Annotated in this window: 14 protein-coding genes; 10 read left to right on the forward strand and 4 right to left on the reverse strand. The window is 70.9% G+C overall.

What is annotated here, in order from left to right:
• Positions 1-130 precede the first annotated feature (130 nt).
• The 4 genes from ACZ5VQ_RS13900 to ACZ5VQ_RS13915 form a co-directional block, all read right to left on the reverse strand.
• A complete protein-coding gene (locus tag ACZ5VQ_RS13900) occupies positions 131-2,542 on the reverse strand; it encodes a transglutaminase TgpA family protein (RefSeq protein ID WP_469105073.1) in 2,412 nt (803 codons plus the stop codon).
• Positions 2,539-3,891, reverse strand: coding sequence for a DUF58 domain-containing protein (locus ACZ5VQ_RS13905; RefSeq protein ID WP_362073946.1), 1,353 nt, complete (start codon positions 3,889-3,891; stop codon positions 2,539-2,541). Before ACZ5VQ_RS13905 ends, ACZ5VQ_RS13900 begins: the two co-directional genes overlap by 4 nt.
• Positions 3,891-4,928, reverse strand: a complete 1,038-nt coding sequence (locus ACZ5VQ_RS13910) for an AAA family ATPase (RefSeq protein ID WP_362073949.1) — start codon at positions 4,926-4,928, stop codon at positions 3,891-3,893. The genes ACZ5VQ_RS13905 and ACZ5VQ_RS13910 overlap by 1 nt, the downstream gene beginning before the upstream one ends.
• Positions 4,929-5,132: 204 nt before the next feature.
• The gene (locus ACZ5VQ_RS13915; protein WP_469105074.1) at positions 5,133-5,681 is read right to left on the reverse strand and encodes a beta-class carbonic anhydrase; all 549 of its coding nucleotides are present in this window, start codon (positions 5,679-5,681) and stop codon (positions 5,133-5,135) included.
• Positions 5,682-6,102: 421 nt separating this feature from the next.
• Between ACZ5VQ_RS13915 and rsmH the strand changes: the two genes are divergently transcribed.
• From rsmH to ACZ5VQ_RS13965, 10 genes are all read left to right on the forward strand, one after another.
• Positions 6,103-7,059 carry a 16S rRNA (cytosine(1402)-N(4))-methyltransferase RsmH gene (gene rsmH, locus ACZ5VQ_RS13920; protein WP_469105075.1) on the forward strand — a complete coding sequence of 319 codons (957 nt, stop codon included), beginning with the start codon at positions 6,103-6,105 and terminating at the stop codon, positions 7,057-7,059.
• 96 nt (positions 7,060-7,155) lie between these two features.
• Positions 7,156-7,746, forward strand: a complete 591-nt coding sequence (gene ftsL / locus ACZ5VQ_RS13925; protein ID WP_362073953.1) for a cell division protein FtsL — start codon at positions 7,156-7,158, stop codon at positions 7,744-7,746.
• Positions 7,747-7,751: 5 nt separating this feature from the next.
• A complete protein-coding gene (locus ACZ5VQ_RS13930; protein ID WP_469105076.1) occupies positions 7,752-9,704 on the forward strand; it encodes a peptidoglycan D,D-transpeptidase FtsI family protein in 1,953 nt (650 codons plus the stop codon).
• 99 nt (positions 9,705-9,803) lie between these two features.
• Positions 9,804-11,492: a UDP-N-acetylmuramoyl-L-alanyl-D-glutamate--2,6-diaminopimelate ligase gene (locus ACZ5VQ_RS13935; protein WP_469105077.1), complete on the forward strand. Its 1,689-nt coding sequence runs from the start codon at positions 9,804-9,806 to the stop codon at positions 11,490-11,492.
• A gap of 4 nt (positions 11,493-11,496) precedes the next feature.
• On the forward strand, positions 11,497-12,909 hold the full coding sequence (locus tag ACZ5VQ_RS13940; protein ID WP_469105078.1) for a UDP-N-acetylmuramoyl-tripeptide--D-alanyl-D-alanine ligase: 1,413 nt from the start codon (positions 11,497-11,499) through the stop codon (positions 12,907-12,909).
• On the forward strand, positions 12,906-13,976 hold the full coding sequence (gene mraY, locus ACZ5VQ_RS13945) for a phospho-N-acetylmuramoyl-pentapeptide-transferase (RefSeq protein WP_469105079.1): 1,071 nt from the start codon (positions 12,906-12,908) through the stop codon (positions 13,974-13,976). The genes ACZ5VQ_RS13940 and mraY overlap by 4 nt, the downstream gene beginning before the upstream one ends.
• The gene (gene murD, locus ACZ5VQ_RS13950) at positions 13,958-15,397 is read left to right on the forward strand and encodes a UDP-N-acetylmuramoyl-L-alanine--D-glutamate ligase (RefSeq protein WP_469105080.1); all 1,440 of its coding nucleotides are present in this window, start codon (positions 13,958-13,960) and stop codon (positions 15,395-15,397) included. The genes mraY and murD overlap by 19 nt, the downstream gene beginning before the upstream one ends.
• A gap of 262 nt (positions 15,398-15,659) precedes the next feature.
• Positions 15,660-17,024 carry a putative lipid II flippase FtsW gene (gene ftsW / locus ACZ5VQ_RS13955; protein ID WP_200398830.1) on the forward strand — a complete coding sequence of 455 codons (1,365 nt, stop codon included), beginning with the start codon at positions 15,660-15,662 and terminating at the stop codon, positions 17,022-17,024.
• A 6-nt stretch (positions 17,025-17,030) separates the two neighbouring features.
• On the forward strand, positions 17,031-18,119 hold the full coding sequence (murG, locus tag ACZ5VQ_RS13960; RefSeq protein WP_143637845.1) for an undecaprenyldiphospho-muramoylpentapeptide beta-N-acetylglucosaminyltransferase: 1,089 nt from the start codon (positions 17,031-17,033) through the stop codon (positions 18,117-18,119).
• A 23-nt stretch (positions 18,120-18,142) separates the two neighbouring features.
• On the forward strand, positions 18,143-18,937 hold the full coding sequence (locus tag ACZ5VQ_RS13965; RefSeq protein ID WP_469105081.1) for a cell division protein FtsQ/DivIB: 795 nt from the start codon (positions 18,143-18,145) through the stop codon (positions 18,935-18,937).
• Positions 18,938-18,990 lie beyond the last annotated feature (53 nt).

Consider the following 18,990-nt stretch of genomic DNA (forward strand, 5'->3'; position numbering starts at 1 on the left):
GCCCGGGGCTCGACGCCCGGGGCTCAAGGGCGCCGCACACTCAGGGCCGCCGCATGGCGAAAGCCGGAAGGGGGGTGTCCACCCGACCCGGGGTGGACACCCCCCTTCCGGCTTGCCGAGCCGGACGGTGTCAGCCGCTGCTCTGCCCCGACGGGCGTCCCGACGGGCGGCGCACGGCCGCCGTCCAGCGGGCCGTGGCCCGGGACTTCAGCGCGATCCAGCCCTCGGACGCCGCCCACGCCACCCGTACGGCCGAGCGCGGTGCGAGTAGTGCGCGCAGACGCGTACCGCGGCTGACCGTGGCGTGCAGGCCCGCGGTCATCCGGCGTACGTCATCGGCGAGACCAGCGGTCGGCCGGGGCCGCGGCGCGTACAGGACCTGCTCCACCGCGTCGGCGACCCGGTGGACGGAGGTCGCGGCCTCCGGATCGAGATGCCCGATGCGGACGATCCGTGCCGCCGCCTTGCGGGGCGTCTGGGAGTCGTCCGGCGCGATACCGAAGTCCCACGCCGTATCGGTCACCTCCTGCCAGGCTGCCAAGGTGGCGGCCGCGGCGTCCGCCTCGGTGCGCCCGTGCGAGCCGAGCCGCACGGAACGGGCCCGCATCCGCCACAGCATCGGCAGCAGCGGCACCGCGAGCACGGCGAGCCCCGCCAGGGTGAACCCGAGGATCGCGAACCACGGCGGTCCGTCGTCCGTCGCTCCGAACGCCGCCTGCGGAGACTCGCTGCCGCAGGGCTGCTCCAGCTTCTTCTCCGCCGCCGTGCAGCTCTCGCTGCTCGACGGTTCGGCGGACGGCGCCGAGGACGAGGAGCGCGAGGGGAGGTCCGGGTTGGGGAGCGTGGTGCCCGGCGTGTCCGTGCGGGTGTACTCCGGAACCGTGCCCCGGTTCGGGGTCGGCTCGAAGCGGGTCCAGCCCACGCCCTCGAAGTACAGCTCGGGCCAGGCGTGCGCGTCCCGCAGGCCCACCGTGTTCGTGCCGTCGGCCTGCGGCGAGCCCGGTGTGAAGCCCACCGCGACGCGGGCCGGGATGCCCAGCGTGCGGGCCATCGAGGCCATCGCGAAGGAGAAGTGGACGCAGAAGCCCTCCTTGTCCCTCAGGAAGCGCGCTATGGCCTGCGATCCACTGCCGACCTGCACCTCCGTGTCGTAGGTGAAGCCGCCTTCCAGGGCGAACCAGTCCTGGAGCTTCACAGCGCGCTCGTAGTTGTTGGCCGAGCCGGCCGTGACCTCGCGTGCCGTCTCCGCGACCACCGGGGGCAGTGACCCGGGGACCTTGGTGAACTCGCGCTTCAGCGCCGCGGGCGCCTCCGGCGCGTTGGCGAGCTGCTCCGCGGTCGGCTGCACTATCAGGCTCTTGACCGTGTACTCCTGGCCGCGCGTGGTCTGCCCGTGGTCGCCGACGAGCGTGCGGCCCACCGGCTCGTACCGCCACTTGCCGCCGATCCCCACCGCGCTGGCGGGGTAGGGCATGGGCAGCCAGTCCTGCGCGTACCAGTCCGCCGCGGAGATCCTGGTCTGGATCTCGGTGCGCCGGACGTCGTCGCTGAGGCCCGGCGGTGTCGGGAACGACCCGGGGACGTCCTCGACATGGCGCTTGGCCGGCTTCCACGCCGTGCCGTCGAACTCGTCGAGCGAGACGATCCGCAGATAGAGATCCTGCGTCTCCTCGGAGTTCGTGCGGTACGACATGACCTCGCGGTCCTCGTCCACGTTCAGGCTGTCGCGGAGCGAGACCAGCGGGTTCACCGCGGAGATCGTGCCGCCACCGCCGGAACCCGTGCCGACGCCGGCCCCTGTGCCGTCCAGCAGGCCGCCGTCGAGCGCGGGCAGGGCGAGCGGCACCACCAGGGCGATACCGAGTGCGACGGCACCGATGCGCCGCCCCGTGCGGATCGGCGCGACCGCGCCCGCCGAGGCGTCCGTCCCCGGAGTCCGGGGACCGCCGCCGAAGACGCGGCCCCACTGCGAGAGCCGGTCACGTCCCTCGGCCAGCAGCAGCACCAGATAGCCGGCCGCCGCAAGCACGAACCACAGCCAGCTCGCGCCACCGCCCTCCGAGAGACCCGCGGCGACCGAGTACAGCGCGAGCAGCGGCAGTCCGGCCGGGGCCGCGCTGCGGAACGTCACCGCGAGGGCGTCCACCGCGAGCCCGATGACCACGACCCCGCCGACCAGCATCAGCCGGATACCGGGGGACAGCGGAGCCGGGATCGAGTACCGCCCGACATCGTCACCGCCGGCCTGCAGCAGCTCCCCGAAGTGCCGGAACGCCTCCGGGCCGGGCACGAGCCCGGCGATGGCCTGCTCGCGGGCGAAGAACAGCGTCAGCAGGGTCAGGGTCACGAGAGCCTGAACCGCGATCGTCACGGCCCGCGCCAGGGGCACCCGACGGGTCGCCGCCCCCACCGCGGTCTGCACCGCGAGCAGGAACGCCGCCTGAAGGATCCAGGTCGCCGGATCGACCAGCGGCAGCAGCGCGCCGGCCGCCATCAGTGTCGCCGCCACGGCGCACAGCGCGAGTCGCGCGCGCCCGCTCATGAGCCACCGCCCCCTGCCGTGCTTCCCGTCGACGCGACCCCGTTGCGCTGTCGGTCGGCCTCCCGCCACAGGTCGGCCAGGCCCGTGCCCGGCGGTACGGCCAGGGCGGTCCAGCCCGCCTCGCGCAGCATCCGAAGCCGCTCCTCGCTCTGTTCGTCGGCCGCGCCGTGCACCCACGTCTCACTGTCCAGCAGGAAGGCCACCGCCCCGCCGCTGCGCTGACGCATCTTGGCGAGCACGGTCGCCTGCTCCTCGTCCAGGTCGCCGAGGAAGGCAACCAGCAGCCCCTCGTTGCCGCCCCGCAGAACGTCGTACGCCCGTGACAGGCCCGTACCGTCGGAGTGGTCGATCACCGCGAGGGTGTCCATCATCAGTCCGGCGGCGTCCGCGGACTCCTGGCTGGCTCCGGCGAATCCGTCGGCGCCCTCGCCGGGCACCGAGGTGCCGGTGTCGGTCAACAGCCGTACCGAAAAGCCCCGCTCGAGCATGTGCACCAGCGTGGACGCCGTGCCCGACACGGCCCATTCGAAGGCCGAATCGGGGCCCGCGCCGTCGAAGGCGATGCCCCGGGTGTCCAGGAGCACCGTGCAGCGGGACCGCTGCGGCTGCTCCTCGCGGCGCACCATCAACTCGCCGTAACGAGCGGTCAGACGCCAGTGGACCCGGCGCAGATCGTCGCCGTAGCGATAGCCGCGAGGTATCACGTCGTCCTCGCCGGCCAGGGCCAGTGAGCGCTGCCGTCCGTCGCCGTACCCCTTCGCCTCGCCCGTCAGCCGCACCGGCGGAAGCGCCTCCACGCGCGGGATGACGGTCAGGGTGTCGTACGTCGAGAAGGAGCGGGTCAGTTCGCACATCCCGAACGGGTCGCTGAGCCGCAACTGCAGGGGACCCAGCGGATAGCGGCCGCGCAGGTCCGAGCGGACCCGGTAGGACACCTCGCGACGGCCGCCCGCCTCGACCCGGTCCAGTACGAACCGGGGCCGCGGCCCCAGCACGTACGGAACCCGGTCCTGGAGCATCAACAGACCCGTGGGCAGTCGCGAGACGTTGTCCATCCGCAGATGGACCCGCGCCTCGGACCCCGAGGGCACCCGCCCGGGGGAGAGGCGACGGCTGCCGGCGACCCGGTAGCGCGTGCGGTACAGCACGGTCGCGCAGACCAGTGGCAGCACGGCGAGCAGCAGCCCGACCCGGAGCAGATCGCTCTGCCCCAGGACGTACGCGCAGATCGCGGCCGCGATGCCGGCGGCCAGGAAGGACCGCCCGCGCGTGGTGAGACCGGCGAGTGCCGTACGCAGCCCGCCCTTGTCCTCCTCGGCCTGCGCCGCCGGCATCCCCCCGGTGGTCATCACAGCCTCCGGGGCGGCTGCTGGCCGAAGGCGGACGAGCCCCGGCCCATCGCCAGACCGCTCGGCGACGGGGGCGCCGCGGGCACGGGCGTGCGCTGGAGGATCTCCAGGACGACCTGCTCGGCCGTACGGCGGTTCAACTGCGCCTGGGCGGTGGGCAGCAGCCGGTGGGCCAGGACCGCCACCGCGAGGGCCTGGATGTCGTCCGGCAGCGCGTACTCCCGGCCGCTGAGGGCTGCGGACGCCTTCGCCGCGCGCAACAGGTGCAGCGTGGCACGCGGCGAGGCGCCGAGTCTCAGATCCGGGTGGTTGCGCGTGGCGGAGACCAGGTCCACGGCGTACCGCCGCACCGGGTCGGCGACGTGGACGTTGCGGACCGCGTCGATGAGCTTCACGATCTCGTGCGCGTGCGCCACCGGCTGGAGGTCGTCCAGCGGGGACACACCGCCGTGGATGTCCAGCATCTGCAGCTCGGCCTCCGCGCTGGGATAGCCGATGGAGACGCGGGCCATGAAGCGGTCGCGCTGCGCCTCCGGCAGCGGGTAGGTGCCCTCCATCTCGACCGGGTTCTGCGTCGCCACCACCATGAACGGGCTGGGCAGCTCGTAGGTCGTGCCGTCGATCGTGACCTGGCGCTCCTCCATGGATTCCAGGAGCGCCGACTGCGTCTTGGGCGACGCGCGGTTGATCTCGTCGCCGATCACGATCTGCGCGAAGATCGCACCCGGTTTGAACTCGAAGTCCCTGCGCTGCTGATCCCAGATGGACACACCTGTGATGTCCGAGGGCAGCAGGTCGGGCGTGAACTGAATACGCCGCACTGAGCAGTCGATGGACCGCGCCAGTGCCTTGGCCAGCATGGTCTTGCCGACGCCGGGGACATCCTCGATCAGAAGATGTCCCTCGGCGAGCAGTACGGTCAGCGAAAGCCGCACGACCTCAGGCTTGCCCTCGATCACTTCCTCCACCGAACTGCGGACTCTCTCCACAGTGGCGGTCAGATCTGTAAGGCTCGCTCGATCGTCATAGGTCGTCACCCGGCCCTCCTCGGCCCGTTCTTTCCCGGGCCGACGCTCTGCGATGCGGACCGGCCCACCCCGAAACACGGACACCACGCGCGAATAGTTCCGCGTGACGCCACACCCGCATTCTTGTTGCCGTTACCTGTTCGTGTCACTCGCCTGTGGATAACTGGCCGCGATATGTCACGGCCTGGGGCCTTTGAGAGGGTCCAACTCGCGTCAGGTGGGGTCTATCTCACGCAGCAGGCCCATCTTCACATCGAACACGAAACCACGTACGTCGTCCGTGTGCAGAAGGAATGGGGAGGTGCGCACCCGCTGCATGGACTGCCGGACGTCCTGTTCGACGTCCCGGAAGGCCTCCACGGCCCACGCCGGGCGCTGGCCGACCTCCATCTCCAGATCGTGCCGGAAGTCCTCGGTGAGGGACTCCAGGCCGCAGCCGGTGTGGTGGATCAGTACGACACTGCGGGTGCCGAGCGCGCGCTGGCTGATGGTGAGGGAGCGGATCACGTCGTCGGTGACCACGCCGCCCGCGTTGCGGATGGTGTGGCAGTCGCCGAGCTCCAGGCCCAGCGCGTCGTGCAGGTCGAGGCGGGCGTCCATGCACGCCACGACCGCTACGTGCAGCACGGGACGGGCGTCCATGCCGGGATCGGTGAACGCGGCGGCGTACCGCTCGTTGGCCTCGACGAGGCGGTCGGTGACGGTGCCGCCGTTGGATATGGCGTCTCCGGACTCAGTGGGAACGGATGCGGAAGTCGTCATATCTATAACGGTAGTGGTCACACGCCGTCCGGGCCTGCTGTGAGAGAGGACAAAGAACATCAATGAGCGTTGTTGTGAGGTAACCCACAAGGGTGGATCGACTGCACCCGTACGGGTGGAAAAACCCGGTTTGGTGCTTCATCCGGTCCGAGACCCGCGACGCGCAGGCCGGTTCGTTGACCGCGAGAGACCGTGGACTAAAGTGGCGCGGAGCGGGAGACGGACACTCTCCCTGCTGGACAGCTACCCCCGGAGGACCGGTGACGAGCCGGGATCTCCCCACGTGCGCGGCGCGTACGTACGGCTCGGCCTCCTCCCGCTCCCGGTCGGCTGACGCTTCCGGCGCCGGCAGGCCTCCCCTTCACGGAGCGGGCGGGGATCCGGCGGTGCGTGCGCGCCGTGCCGGACCTGAGAGGGCCCCTTGACCCAGAGCCGACATGTCCCGGTGATGCTCCAGCGATGCCTGGACATGTTGGCACCCGCGCTGGAGAGTCCGGGAGCGGTCGTCGTCGACTGCACGCTCGGCCTCGGCGGCCACAGCGAGGCCCTGCTCGCCCGCTTCCCCGAGGCCCGCCTGGTCGCCCTCGACCGCGACAAGGAGGCGCTGCGGCTCTCCGGGGACCGGCTCGCCCCCTTCGGAGACCGGGCCACCCTGGTGCACGCGGTCTACGACGAACTCCCCGACGTGCTCGACCGCCTGGACCTCCCGCGCGTCCAGGGCGTCCTCTTCGACCTCGGCGTCTCCTCCATGCAGCTCGACGAGGCCGACCGCGGCTTCGCGTACGCCCAGGACGCCCCGCTCGACATGCGCATGGACCAGACGACCGGCATCAGCGCGGCCGAGGTGCTCAACACCTACCCGGCGGGCGAACTCGTCCGGATCCTCAGGGCGTACGGCGAGGAGAAGCAGGCCAAGCGGATCGTGTCCGCGGTCGTGCGCGAACGCGACAAGCAGCCGTTCAGCAACAGCGCGCGGCTCGTCGAGCTGATCCGCGACTCCCTGCCGCAGGCCGCCAAGCGCACCGGCGGCAACCCCGCCAAGCGCACCTTCCAGGCACTGCGCATCGAGGTCAACGGCGAACTCACCGTCCTGGAGAGGGCGATCCCCGCCGCCGTGAAGTCACTCGCCGTCGGCGGCCGGATCGCCGTGCTGTCCTACCACTCCCTGGAGGACCGGCTGGTCAAGCAGGTGTTCGCCGCGGGAGCCGCCAACACCGCACCGCCCGGCCTGCCGGTCGTCCCCGAGCGCTACCAGCCCCGGCTCAAGCTTCTGACGCGCGGTGCCGAACTCCCCACCGAGGAAGAGGTCGCGGAGAACCGGCGCGCCGCCCCGGCGCGGCTGCGCGGGGCGCAGCGCATCAGGGAGGACGCCGAGTGACGGGAGGGTGGGTGAGTTGGACAACCGAACTCACCGGACGCGTGGGTCGCAGGCCCGGACCCATCAGCTGGGAACGCCGGCTCAGCGGGAGGGCGAGTGAGTAGCAAACCCGAACTGAGAGGCAGGGCGGCCCGGCTCGCGCGACTCTTCCCCACGGGCCCCGGACAGGCCGCCCGTACCCCCTTCGTGCTCCTGGTCGTGCTGCTGCTCGGCGGCGGCCTGATCGGACTCCTGGTCCTGAACTCCGCGCTCAGCGAAGGGTCGTTCCAGCTCGACGACCTCCAGAGGGACACCAAGAGCCTCACCGACGAGGAGCAGGCGCTCCAGCGGGACGTGGACGCCTACTCCGCCCCCGACGCCCTCCAGCGCCGCGCCCGCGAGCTGGGCATGGTGCCCGGCGGCGACCCGGCCTTCCTCAACCCCGACGGTAGCGTCCGCGGTGTGCCCAGCGCGGCCGCCGAGCAGTCGTCCGTGTCGGTCCCCGTGATCCGCCCGCCCGACGTGCTCCTCCCCCCGCCGTCTCCGACGCCCACCGAGAGCCAGGGACCCGCCGGGCCTCCGACGCCCGCCGAGCCCCCGGCGCCCACCGCGTCCGCCGTGCCCACCGCGGCGCCCGAGCCACTCGCGGAGACGGTCACGGAGCCGTCCCCCCAGCCCACGCAGCCCGCTACGAATCCCGGCAGGTGACGGAAGTGTCCGACAGGGAACCCCCGCGCCGCCGGGTGCCCTCGCCCGCCAGGCCCGTACGGCCCGGCAGCCAGCGGCGGCCGGGGCCGGGCGCACGCCCCGCCCGCCGCCCGGCTCCCTCCCGGGGCCAGGGCCCGCGCGTCATCCGCCTCGGCAGCCCCCGCCCGCGGCTGCGCCTGGTCAGCCTCGCCCTGGCCCTCGTACTGATCGCCTTCGTCGTCCGGCTCCTCCAGGTGCAGGCCGTCGACGCGAGCGAGTACACGGCCAAGGCCGAGAAGAACCGGTACCTCAGCCGCACGCTGGCCGCCGAGCGCGGCGGGATCACCGACCGCAACGGCGTCGACCTGGCGATCAGCGTGGACGCCAACGACATCACCGCCGACCCCACGCTCTTCACGCGGAAGGCGACGAAGATCGGCGACGCCCCCGAGCAGGCCGCCGCCCTGCTCGGCCCGATCCTCGACAAGGATCCCGACGAACTCGCCGCGAAGCTCCGGACCAAGAACACCCGGTACGTCGTGCTCGCCCGGCGCCAGACCCCCCAGGTCTGGACGCAGATCAAGGACCTGAAGAGCACTCTCGCCGAAAAGGCGGGCGAGGACGGGTCGGAGGTGAACGTCCTGGCGGGCGTCCTCCAGGAGCCCAGCAGCAAGCGGGTCTATCCGAACGGCGAGCTCGGCGCCGGGATCGTGGGATGGGTCAACGCCGACGGCAAGGGCGGCGGCGGCATCGAGCAGCAGCTGAACAAGGAGCTGTCGGGCAAGGACGGCGAGATCCGCTACGCCCAGTCCGGCGGCCGCCAGGTGCCGACCGCGGGTTCCACCGAGAAGCCCGCCGTGGCCGGTTCCGAGGTCGAGCTGACCATCGACCGCGACATCCAGTGGGCCGCCCAGAACGCCATCGCCGAGCAGGTGAAGGAGTCCAAGGCGGACCGCGGGTACGTCATAGTGCAGGACAACAAGACCGGCGAGATCCTCGCGATGGCCAACTCGCCCGGCTTCGACCCGAACGACCTCTCCAAGGCCGACGGGAACGCCCTGCACAACTGGGGCCTCGAAGACGCCTACGAGCCCGGCTCGACCGCCAAGGTCATGTCGATGGCCGCCGTCCTGGAGGAGAACGCCGCCACACCCGCGACGCACGTGACCGTGCCCAACCGGCTGCACCGCGGCGACCGGCTCTTCCGCGACGACATCGACCACCCGACCTGGTACCTGACGCTCAACGGCGTCCTCGCCAAGTCCAGCAACATCGGCACCATCCTCGCGACCGGCCAGCTGGGCAAGACGCAGCAGGAGGCCAACCAGGTCCTCTACTCGTACCTGCGCAAGTTCGGCATCGGCGACTACACGGGTCTCGGCTTCCCCGGCGAGACGAAGGGCATCCTCGCGCCCGCCGGCCAGTGGTCGACCTCGCAGCAGTACACGATTCCTTTCGGCCAGGGCGTGTCGATCAACGCGATGCAGGCGGCCTCCGTCTACTCGACGATCGCCAACGGCGGTGTACGGATCGAACCGACGCTCGTCCGCGGCACGAAGGGTCCCGACGGTCGCTTCACCCCGGCCGCCAAGCCCAAGGAGACGCGGGTCGTCAGCGAGAAGACGGCGAAGACCCTGGCGCAGATGCTGGAGTCCGTCGTGGACGACCGGGAGGGTACGGGCACCAAGGCGCGTATCCCCGGCTACCGCGTCGCGGGCAAGACCGGCACGGCCAACCGTGTGGATCCGGCCACCGGCCGCTACCACGGCTATACCTCTTCCTTCGCCGGATTCGCGCCCGCGGACAACCCCCGGGTGACCGTCTACTGCGCGATCCAGAACGCCACCAAGGGGAGCTACTTCGGCGGTCAGATCTGCGGGCCCGTCTACAAGGAGGTCCTGGAGTTCGCCCTGAAGACCCTCCAGGTGCCGCCCACCGGGGCCCAGGCCGCCAGACTTCCCGTCACTTTCACGCCCTGACCAGACCTGACCAGCCCCGACCACCCCCGGCCGGGCCGTCATCGGCACCGACCGGAACGCCATGCTCCAGCACCCCGGATCACCGACCAGGAACAGCTCGTGACAACGATCACTCCCGACCCCGGGAACCGCGGCACGCCGCACACTCCGCCACGCCCCTCGCTTCGCTCCGGCGGGGGTGTGCCCGGTACGCTCACCGCCGTGCCACACGCTGATCAGTCCCAAACCACCCAGAAGGGCGTTCCTGTGACATATCCGGGGCCGCCGCGACCGGTTCAGAACTCCGCCACACCCCTCGCGGAGCTCGTGGCGGTAGTCGCCGATCAGATGGCGGACCCGGCGCCGCAGGGCGCGCAGAGCGCCGTCGAGGTCACGGGCATCACCCATGACTCCCGGGCCGTGCGCCCCGGCGACCTGTACGCCGCGCTGCCCGGTGCCCGGATGCACGGCGCCGACTTCGTGACGCAGGCGGCCGGCCTCGGCGCCGTCGCCGTGCTGACCGACCCGACGGGTGCCGAGCGCGCGACGGCCACCGGTCTGCCGGTCCTCGTCGTCGAGGACCCGCGCGGGCAGATGGGCGAGCTGGCAGCCTCGATCTACGGCCACCCCGGCCGCGACCTGCTCCAGATCGGCATCACCGGCACGTCCGGCAAGACCACGACGGCGTACCTCGTCGAGGGCGGTCTGAAGACGGTCCGCAGCACCGGGCTCATCGGCACCGTGGAGATGCGCATCGGCGACGAGCGCATCAAGTCGGAGCGCACGACCCCCGAAGCGACCGACCTTCAGGCCCTGTTCGCCGTCATGCGCGAGCGCGGCGTCGACGCGGTCGCCATGGAGGTCTCCAGCCACGCGCTGGTCCTCGGCCGGGTCGACGGCTGTGTCTTCGACATCGCGGTCTTCAACAACCTCAGCCCGGAACACATGGAGTTCCACTCCGACATGGAGGACTACTTCCGGGCCAAGGCACAGCTGTTCACGCCGAAACGCAGTCGGCTCGGTGTGGTCAACCTCGACGACGAGTACGGACGCAGGCTCGCCAAGGAGGCCACGGTGCCCGTGGTGACGTTCTCCGCGGAGGGCCACCCGGACGCCGACTGGCGGGCCGAGGAGGTCCAGGTCGGCCCGATGGACTCGGTCTTCGTCGCGGTCGGCCCCAAGGGCGAGCGCATCACCGCCAAGTCGCCGCTCGCGGGCCCCTTCAACGTCGCCAACACCCTCGCCGCGATCGTCTCCCTGGCTGTCGCGGGGCTCGACCCGCAGACCGCCGCGGACGGCATCGCCGCCGTACCGGGCGTGCCGGGGCGGCTGGAGCGCGTGGACGCCGGACAGCCGTACCTCGCGGTGGTCGACTACGCGCACAAGACGGACGCCGTGGAGTCCGTGCTGCGGGCCCTGCGCAAGGTCACCGAGGGCCGACTGCACATCGTCCTCGGCTGCGGCGGGGACCGGGACAAGACCAAGCGGATGCCCATGGGCGCCGCTGCTGCCCGGCTCGCCGACACCGCCGTACTGACATCGGACAACCCCCGCTCCGAGGACCCCCTCGCGATCCTCGCCACGATGCTCGCGGGTGCCGCGGAGGTGCCTGCGTACGAGCGCGGAGAGGTCCAGGTCTTCGAGGACCGGGCCGCCGCGATCGCCGCGGCCGTCGCCCGCGCACAGCCGGGCGACACGGTGCTGGTCGCGGGCAAGGGTCATGAGCAGGGCCAGGACATCGCCGGAGTGGTCCGTCCCTTCGACGACCGCCAGGTGCTTCGCGAAGCTATCCAGAAGACCCAGGGATGAACTTGTGATCGCCCTCTCTCTCGCCGAGATCGCCTCAGTCGTCGGCGGGCAGACACACGACATACCGGATCCGTCGGTCCAGGTCACCGGACGGGTCGTCAGAGACTCCCGTGAGGTGGAGCCAGGCAGCCTCTTCGTAGCCTTCGTGGGCGAGCGCGTGGACGGTCACGACTTCGCGGCGAGCGTCGTCGAGGCGGGCGCGGCGGCCGTGCTGGCGTCACGGCCCGTCGGCGTGCCCGCGATCGTCGTGGACGACGTCCAGACGGCCCTGGGCGCCCTCGCACGCCATGTCGTCGAGCGGCTCGGCGCGACCCTCGTGGCCCTCACCGGCTCTGCGGGCAAGACCAGCACCAAGGACCTGATCGCCCAGGTGCTGCAGCGCAAGGCGCCGACGGTCTTCACGCCGGGTTCGCTCAACAACGAGATCGGGCTGCCGCTCACCGCCCTCAGCGCCACCGAGGAGACCCGGTTCCTGGTCCTGGAGATGGGGGCCCGCGGCATCGGACACATCCGGTACCTCACGGGTCTGACGCCCCCGAAGGTCGGCCTCGTCCTGAACGTCGGCACCGCCCACATCGGCGAGTTCGGCGGCCGCGAGCAAATCGCCCAGGCCAAGGGCGAGTTGGTGGAGGGCCTGCCCCCGGCAGAAGCCGGCGGCGTGGCGGTCCTGAACGCCGACGATCCCCTCGTACGAGCCATGGCCTCGCGGACGAAAGCACGCGTGATCCTCTTCGGAGAGTCCGGCGAAGCGGACGTACGGGCCGAGAACGTGACGCTCACGGGGAGCGGACAGCCCGCGTTCAGGCTTCACACACCCTCCGGGTGCAGCGACGTGACCATGCGCCTGTACGGTGAGCACCACGTGTCGAACGCGCTCGCCGCGGCCGCCGTCGCCCATGAGCTGGGCATGTCCGCAGACGAGATCGCCACCGCGCTCTCCGAGGCGGGCACCCTCTCCCGCTGGCGGATGGAGGTCACCGAGCGCCCGGACGGCGTGACGGTCGTCAACGACGCCTACAACGCGAACCCCGAGTCCATGCGAGCCGCCCTGCGCGCGCTCGCGGCCATGGGCAAGGGGCGGCGGACCTGGGCGGTGCTCGGTCAGATGGCCGAGCTCGGGGACGAGGCGCTCGCCGAGCACGACGCGGTCGGACGGCTCGCCGTCCGGCTCAATGTCGGCAAGCTCGTCGCGGTCGGGGGCAGGGAAGCGTCCTGGCTGCAACTGGGCGCATATAACGAGGGTTCGTGGGGTGAGGAGTCGGTGCACGTGTCCGACACACAGGCGGCGATCGACCTGTTGCGCAGTCAACTGCGCCCGGGAGACGTCGTACTCGTGAAGGCGTCCCGGTCGGTCGGCCTGGAGCGGGTCGCAGAGGCGCTGGTCGAGGGCACCGAGGGTGAGGTTGCCGTCCGATGAATCAGATCCTCTTCGCGGGAGTCATCGGCCTCTTCCTGACTCTCGTGGGCACCCCTCTGCTGATCAAGCTGCTGGCCCGCAAGGGCTACGGCCAGTACATCCGCGACGACGGCCCGCGCGAGCACCACGCCAAGCGCGGTACGCCGACCATGGGCGGTATCGCCTTCATCCTGGCCACGCTCCTGGCGTACTTCCTCAGCAAAGTCATCACCGGCCAGCCGCCGAGGTTCTCCGGAGTGCTGGTGCTCGGCCTGATGACGGGCATGGGCGTGGTCGGCTTCCTCGACGACTACATCAAGATCGTCAAGCGGCGTTCGCTGGGCCTGCGGGCCAAGGCGAAGATGGCCGGTCAGCTGATCGTCGGTGTCACCTTCGCGGTGCTCTCGCTGCAGTTCGCGGACAACCGCAACAACACCCCGGCCTCCACCAGGCTCTCCTTCGTGCAGGACTTCGGCTGGTCCATCGGCCCGGTGCTGTTCGTGGTCTGGGCGCTGTTCATGATCCTCGCGATGTCGAACGGCGTGAACCTGACGGACGGTCTGGACGGCCTGGCCACCGGCGCCGCGACGATGGTGTTCGGCGCCTACACCTTCATCGGTGTCTGGCAGTTCCAGGAGTCCTGCGCCAACGCGCAGACCCTCACCAACCCGGCCGCGTGCTACGAGGTACGAGATCCGCTGGACCTCGCGGTCGTCGCCGCCGCCCTCATGGGCTCCTGCTTCGGCTTCCTGTGGTGGAACACCTCGCCCGCCAAGATCTTCATGGGTGACACCGGTTCGCTGGCCCTCGGCGGCGCGCTCGCCGGCCTCGCGATCTGCTCCCGCACCGAGCTGCTGGTCGCGCTGCTCGGCGGTCTCTTCGTCCTGATCACCATGTCGGTCGTCATCCAGGTCGGCTCGTTCCGCCTCACCGGCAAGCGCGTCTTCCGAATGGCACCGCTCCAGCACCACTTCGAACTCAAGGGGTGGTCCGAGGTCCTTGTGGTGGTCCGCTTCTGGATCATCCAGGGCATGTGCGTGATCGTCGGACTCGGCCTCTTCTACGCCGGATGGGCAGCCCAGAAGTGACCACCGCGCCCGACTGGCAGAACATGAACGTCACCGTCGCCGGTCTCGGCGTGAGCGGCATCAGCGCCGCCCGCGCCCTGGCCGGCCTCGGCGCGTCGGTCACGGTCGTCGACGGGGGCTCCTCGGAGGCACACCGGGAGCGGGCCGCCTCCCTTGAGGGGGAAGGCATTTCGGTGCGTCTCGCGGACGCCGAGACGCTTCCCGAGGGCACCGACCTCGTGGTCACCTCGCCGGGCTGGAAGCCGACGAGCCCTCTCTTCCAGGCCGCCGCGGAGGCGGGCGTGGACGTCGTCGGCGACGTGGAGATCGCCTGGCGCCTGCGCGGCCCCGACGCCGCCCCCTGGCTCGCCATCACGGGCACCAACGGCAAGACCACCACGACACAGATGCTCGCCTCGATCCTGGCCGCCGCGGGCCTTCGTACGGCCGCCGTGGGCAACATCGGCACCCCGATCGTCGACGTGGTCCAGGAAGGCGACGACGCCTACGACGTACTGGCCGTCGAGCTGTCCAGCTACCAGCTCCACTGGGCGCCCTCGCTGCGCGCCCACTCCGCCGCCGTCCTGAACCTCGCCCCGGACCACCTCGACTGGCACGGCTCCATGGAGGCGTACGCCGCCGACAAGGGACGTATCTACGAGGGCAATCGGGTCGCCTGCGTCTACAACATGGCCGACAAGGCCACCGAGGACCTGGTGCGCGGGGCGGACGTCGAGGAGGGCTGCCGGGCGGTCGGCTTCACGCTCGGCACACCTGGCCCGTCCCAACTCGGCGTCGTGGAGGGCATCCTGGTCGACCGCGCCTTCGTCGAGGACCGGCACAAGCAGGCCCAGGAACTCGCCGAGATCGCGGACGTCCACCCGCCCGCCCCGCACAACATCGCCAACGCCCTTGCGGCGGCGGCCCTGGCCCGCGCCTTCGGGGTGCCCGCCGCGGCCGTACGGGACGGTCTGCGGGCCTTCAAGCCCGACGCCCACCGCATCCAGCACGTGGCCGACGTGGACCGGGTCGCCTACATCGACGACTCCAAGGCCACCAACACGCATGCGGCGGAAGCCTCTTTGGCGGCGTACGAGTCGATCGTGTGGATCGCCGGCGGGCTCGCCAAGGGCGCGACCTTCGACGAACTGGTCGCCAAGTCGGCAAAGCGACTGCGGGGCGTCGTCCTGTTCGGCGCCGACCGGGCCCTCATCCGTGAAGCGCTCGCGCGACACGCGCCGGAAGTACCCGTGGTCGACCTCGACCGGACCGACACTGGGGCGATGCTCGCGGCGGTTCGTGAGGCCGCACGGCTCTCCGAACCGGGGGACACTGTCCTGCTGGCGCCGGCCTGTGCGTCCATGGACATGTTCACCAACTACAACAAGCGCGGCGACGCTTTCGCGGAGGCGGTTCGCGAACTCGGCGCCGTCGACGGCTGACCCGGGTCCGCCTCGCCCGGCGGCGCCGGGCACACCTGGGAGGGACGCGTGACACGGATCCGGCTGGGGCTTCGTCGGTGGCACTCCACCGATGGCACGGCACTGTGCCGGCCCGTCCCGCCCCCAGTGCCCGAACGGTCCGGGGGGATCCCGGGCGAACGGTCCGGAGGGATCCCGCGAGAACGGCCCGGAGGGATCCCGCGAGAACGGCACGGGGAGACTTCCGGCGGGACGCCCTCCCGCGGCATGGCAGGTGCCGCCGATGTCCAGTAGCCGTACCGGGCGTCCTCCCGTCCAGCGCGCCCCTCGCCGGCCCTCCGGGCCCCGCCCCCCTCGTGACAACCCCGTAGGACGCCTCTACACGCGTGTACGCCGTGCCTGGGACCGGCCGCTGACCGCCTACTACCTGATCCTCGGCGGCAGCCTCCTGATCACCGTCCTCGGTCTGGTGATGGTGTACTCGGCCTCGCAGATCACCGCGCTCCAGCTGTCGCTGCCCGGGTCGTACTTCTTCCGCAAGCAGTTCCTCGCCGCCGTGCTCGGCGGTCTGCTGCTGCTCGCCGCCTCACGGATGCCGTCCAAGCTGCACCGGGCGCTGGCCTACCCGATGCTGCTCGGCTCGGTCTTCCTGATGATCCTCGTCCAGGTGCCGGGGATAGGAGTCGCGGTCAACGGCAACCAGAACTGGATCTCGGTCGGCGGCCCCTTCCAGCTCCAGCCCAGCGAGTTCGGCAAGCTCGCCCTCGTCCTGTGGGGCGCCGACCTGCTCGCCCGCAAACAGGACAAGCGGCTGCTGGCGCAGTGGAAGCACATGCTGGTGCCGCTCGTTCCGGTGGCCTTCATGCTGCTCGGGTTGATCATGCTCGGCGGCGACATGGGCACGGCGATCATCCTCACCGCGATCCTGTTCGGGCTGCTGTGGCTCGCGGGGGCGCCCACACGGCTCTTCGGGGGCGTCCTCGCCGTCGCCCTGACCATCGGCTTCATCCTCATCAAGACCAGCCCGAACCGCATGGCCCGCCTCTCCTGTCTGGGGGCCACCGAACCCCAGTCGGGCCCCGTCGACTGCTGGCAGGCCGTGCACGGCATCTACGCCCTCGCCTCCGGCGGGCTCTTCGGCTCCGGCCTCGGCGCCAGTGTGGAGAAATGGGGGCAACTGCCCGAAGCCCACACCGACTTCATCTTCGCCATCACCGGTGAGGAACTGGGCCTCGCGGGGACGCTGTCGGTACTCGCACTCTTCGCGGCTCTAGGCTATGCGGGTATCCGCGTGGCCGGACGCACGGAGGACCCCTTCGTGAGGTATGCCGCGGGAGGCGTGACCACCTGGATCACGGCCCAGGCCGTGATCAACATCGGTGCGGTGCTCGGCCTGCTGCCGATCGCCGGCGTTCCTCTCCCGCTGTTCTCCTACGGGGGTTCCGCCCTGCTTCCGACCATGTTCGCCATCGGGCTCCTCATCGCTTTCGCGCGTGAGGATCCCGCTGCGCGGGCGGCGCTTGCGATGCGGCAACCCCGCTTTGGCAGAAAGCGGGCTGCGGTGAGAGGCTCCGCAGGGGCCGCGGGGCCTCGGAGATGGAACACGATGCGACGGCGCGCCGCGGCGCGTTCGTCCGGAGAGCGGTGAATTTCGGTGCATGTCGTACTCGCCGGTGGGGGGACCGCCGGCCACATCGAGCCCGCGCTCGCCCTCGCGGACGCCCTGCGCAGGCAGGACCCGACCGTGGGTATCACGGCCCTGGGCACGGAGCGCGGACTCGAGACCCGACTCGTACCAGAGCGAGGCTACGAACTCGCGTTGATCCCCGCGGTACCGCTGCCGCGCAAGCCCACCCCCGAACTGATCACCGTCCCCGGACGGCTGCGCGGCACGATCAAGGCGGCCGAGCAGATCCTGGAGCGCACCAAGGCCGACGCGGTCGTCGGCTTCGGCGGCTATGTCGCCCTGCCTGCCTACCTCGCGGCCAAGCGCCTCGGCGTGCCGATCGTGATCCACGAGGCCAACGCCCGCCCCGGCCTCGCCAACAAGATCGGTTCGCGGTACGCCGCCCGGGTCGCCGTCTCCACACCGGACAGCAAGCTGCGCGACGCCCGCTACATCGGCATCCCGCTGCGCCGCTCGATCGCCACGCTCGACCGGGCCGCCGTACGCCCGCAGGCGCGCGCCGCGTTCGGGCTCGACCCCGCCCTGCCGACCCTGCTGGTCTCCGGCGGCTCGCAGGGCGCCCGCCGCCTCAACGAGGTGGTCCAGCAGGCAGCTCCGTACCTCCAGCAGGCCGGTATCCAGATCCTGCACGCGGTCGGCCCGAAGAACGAACTGCCGCAGGTCCACCAGATGCCGGGGATGCCCCCGTACATCCCGGTACCGTACGTGGACCGGATGGACCTCGCGTACGCCGCGGCCGACATGATGCTCTGCCGCGCGGGCGCGATGACCGTCGCCGAACTCTCCGCCGTCGGGCTCCCCGCCGTCTACGTCCCGCTGCCCATCGGCAACGGCGAACAGCGGCTCAACGCCCAGCCGGTGGTCAAGGCGGGCGGCGGACTGCTGATCGACGACGCGGAACTGACACCGCAGTGGGTGCAGACCAACGTCCTGCCCGTGCTCGCCGATCCGCACCGGCTGTTCGAGATGTCCCGCGCCGCCTCCGAGTTCGGCCGCCGGGACGCCGACGACCTGCTCGTCGGGATGGTGTACGAGGCGATCGCGTCACGCCGTTAGCGCGTGGCAGAAGGCAGGGGAGCGTGGCCGGACCGACCACCGCCGAACGCGGCGAACGGCAAGACCGACAGGATCCGGCCTCCGGCCCGCCCCGGCCACCCCTTCTCAGGAGGCTCCCGAAGCCTCGTAGGCTCATCATTCCGGTTGTCTGCCTCGCCCTGCTCGCCGCGGGCTGTCTCTGGGTGCTCTACGGCTCGCAGTGGCTGCGCGTGGAGCGCGTATCGGCCTCGGGGACACGGGTCCTGACGCCCGATCAGGTCGTCGAGGCGGCCGACGTTCCGGTCGGATCGCCGTTGATTTCAGTCGACACCGATGTGATTGAGGCGAGACTCCGCCGGAAATTGCCCCGAATTGACTCGGTTGACGTCGTCCGTTCCTGGCCCCATGGAATCGGGCTGAAAGTGATCGAACGCACTCCGGTTCTCATTGCCGAAAAGGGCGGAAAGTTCGTCGAAGTGGACGCCAAGGGCGTGCGTTATGCCACGGTTTCGCGCGCCCCGAAGGGCGTTCCCGCGCTGGAATTGGCGGTGTCCCGGTCCGCGGGCCTGCGCCGCTTCGGGACCGACCGGCTGATGCGTGAGGCGGTGCGCGTCACGGGTTCCCTTCCGGCCGCGGTCGCGCGTGACACCCAGGTCGTCAAGGTCCGTTCGTACGACTCCATCTCGCTGGAGTTGAGCGGCAACCGGACCGTCTTGTGGGGAAGTGGCGAGAAGAGCGGCGTCAAGGCCCGTACGCTCAGCGCTCTCATGAAAGCCGCTCCAGAGGCGCGGCACTTCGATGTCAGCGTTCCCACCGCCCCTGCGTCATCGGGGAGTTGACGCACATCCGCGCAGGCCAGCACCCTGGTTGGGCAGCGCTACGGCTGATCACA

The sequence above is a fragment of the Streptomyces sp. NPDC033178 genome (assembly GCF_055577685.1).

Coding starts and splice junctions, on each gene's coding strand:
- ACZ5VQ_RS13900 (WP_469105073.1), bottom strand. CDS start 2,542: ATGAGCGGGCGCGCGCGACTCGCGCTGTGCGCCGTGGCGGCGACACTG.
- ACZ5VQ_RS13905 (WP_362073946.1), bottom strand. CDS start 3,891: ATGACCACCGGGGGGATGCCGGCGGCGCAGGCCGAGGAGGACAAGGGC.
- ACZ5VQ_RS13915 (WP_469105074.1), bottom strand. CDS start 5,681: ATGACGACTTCCGCATCCGTTCCCACTGAGTCCGGAGACGCCATATCC.
- mraY (WP_469105079.1), top strand. CDS start 12,906: ATGAATCAGATCCTCTTCGCGGGAGTCATCGGCCTCTTCCTGACTCTC.
- murD (WP_469105080.1), top strand. CDS start 13,958: ATGGGCAGCCCAGAAGTGACCACCGCGCCCGACTGGCAGAACATGAAC.
- ftsW (WP_200398830.1), top strand. CDS start 15,660: ATGTCCAGTAGCCGTACCGGGCGTCCTCCCGTCCAGCGCGCCCCTCGC.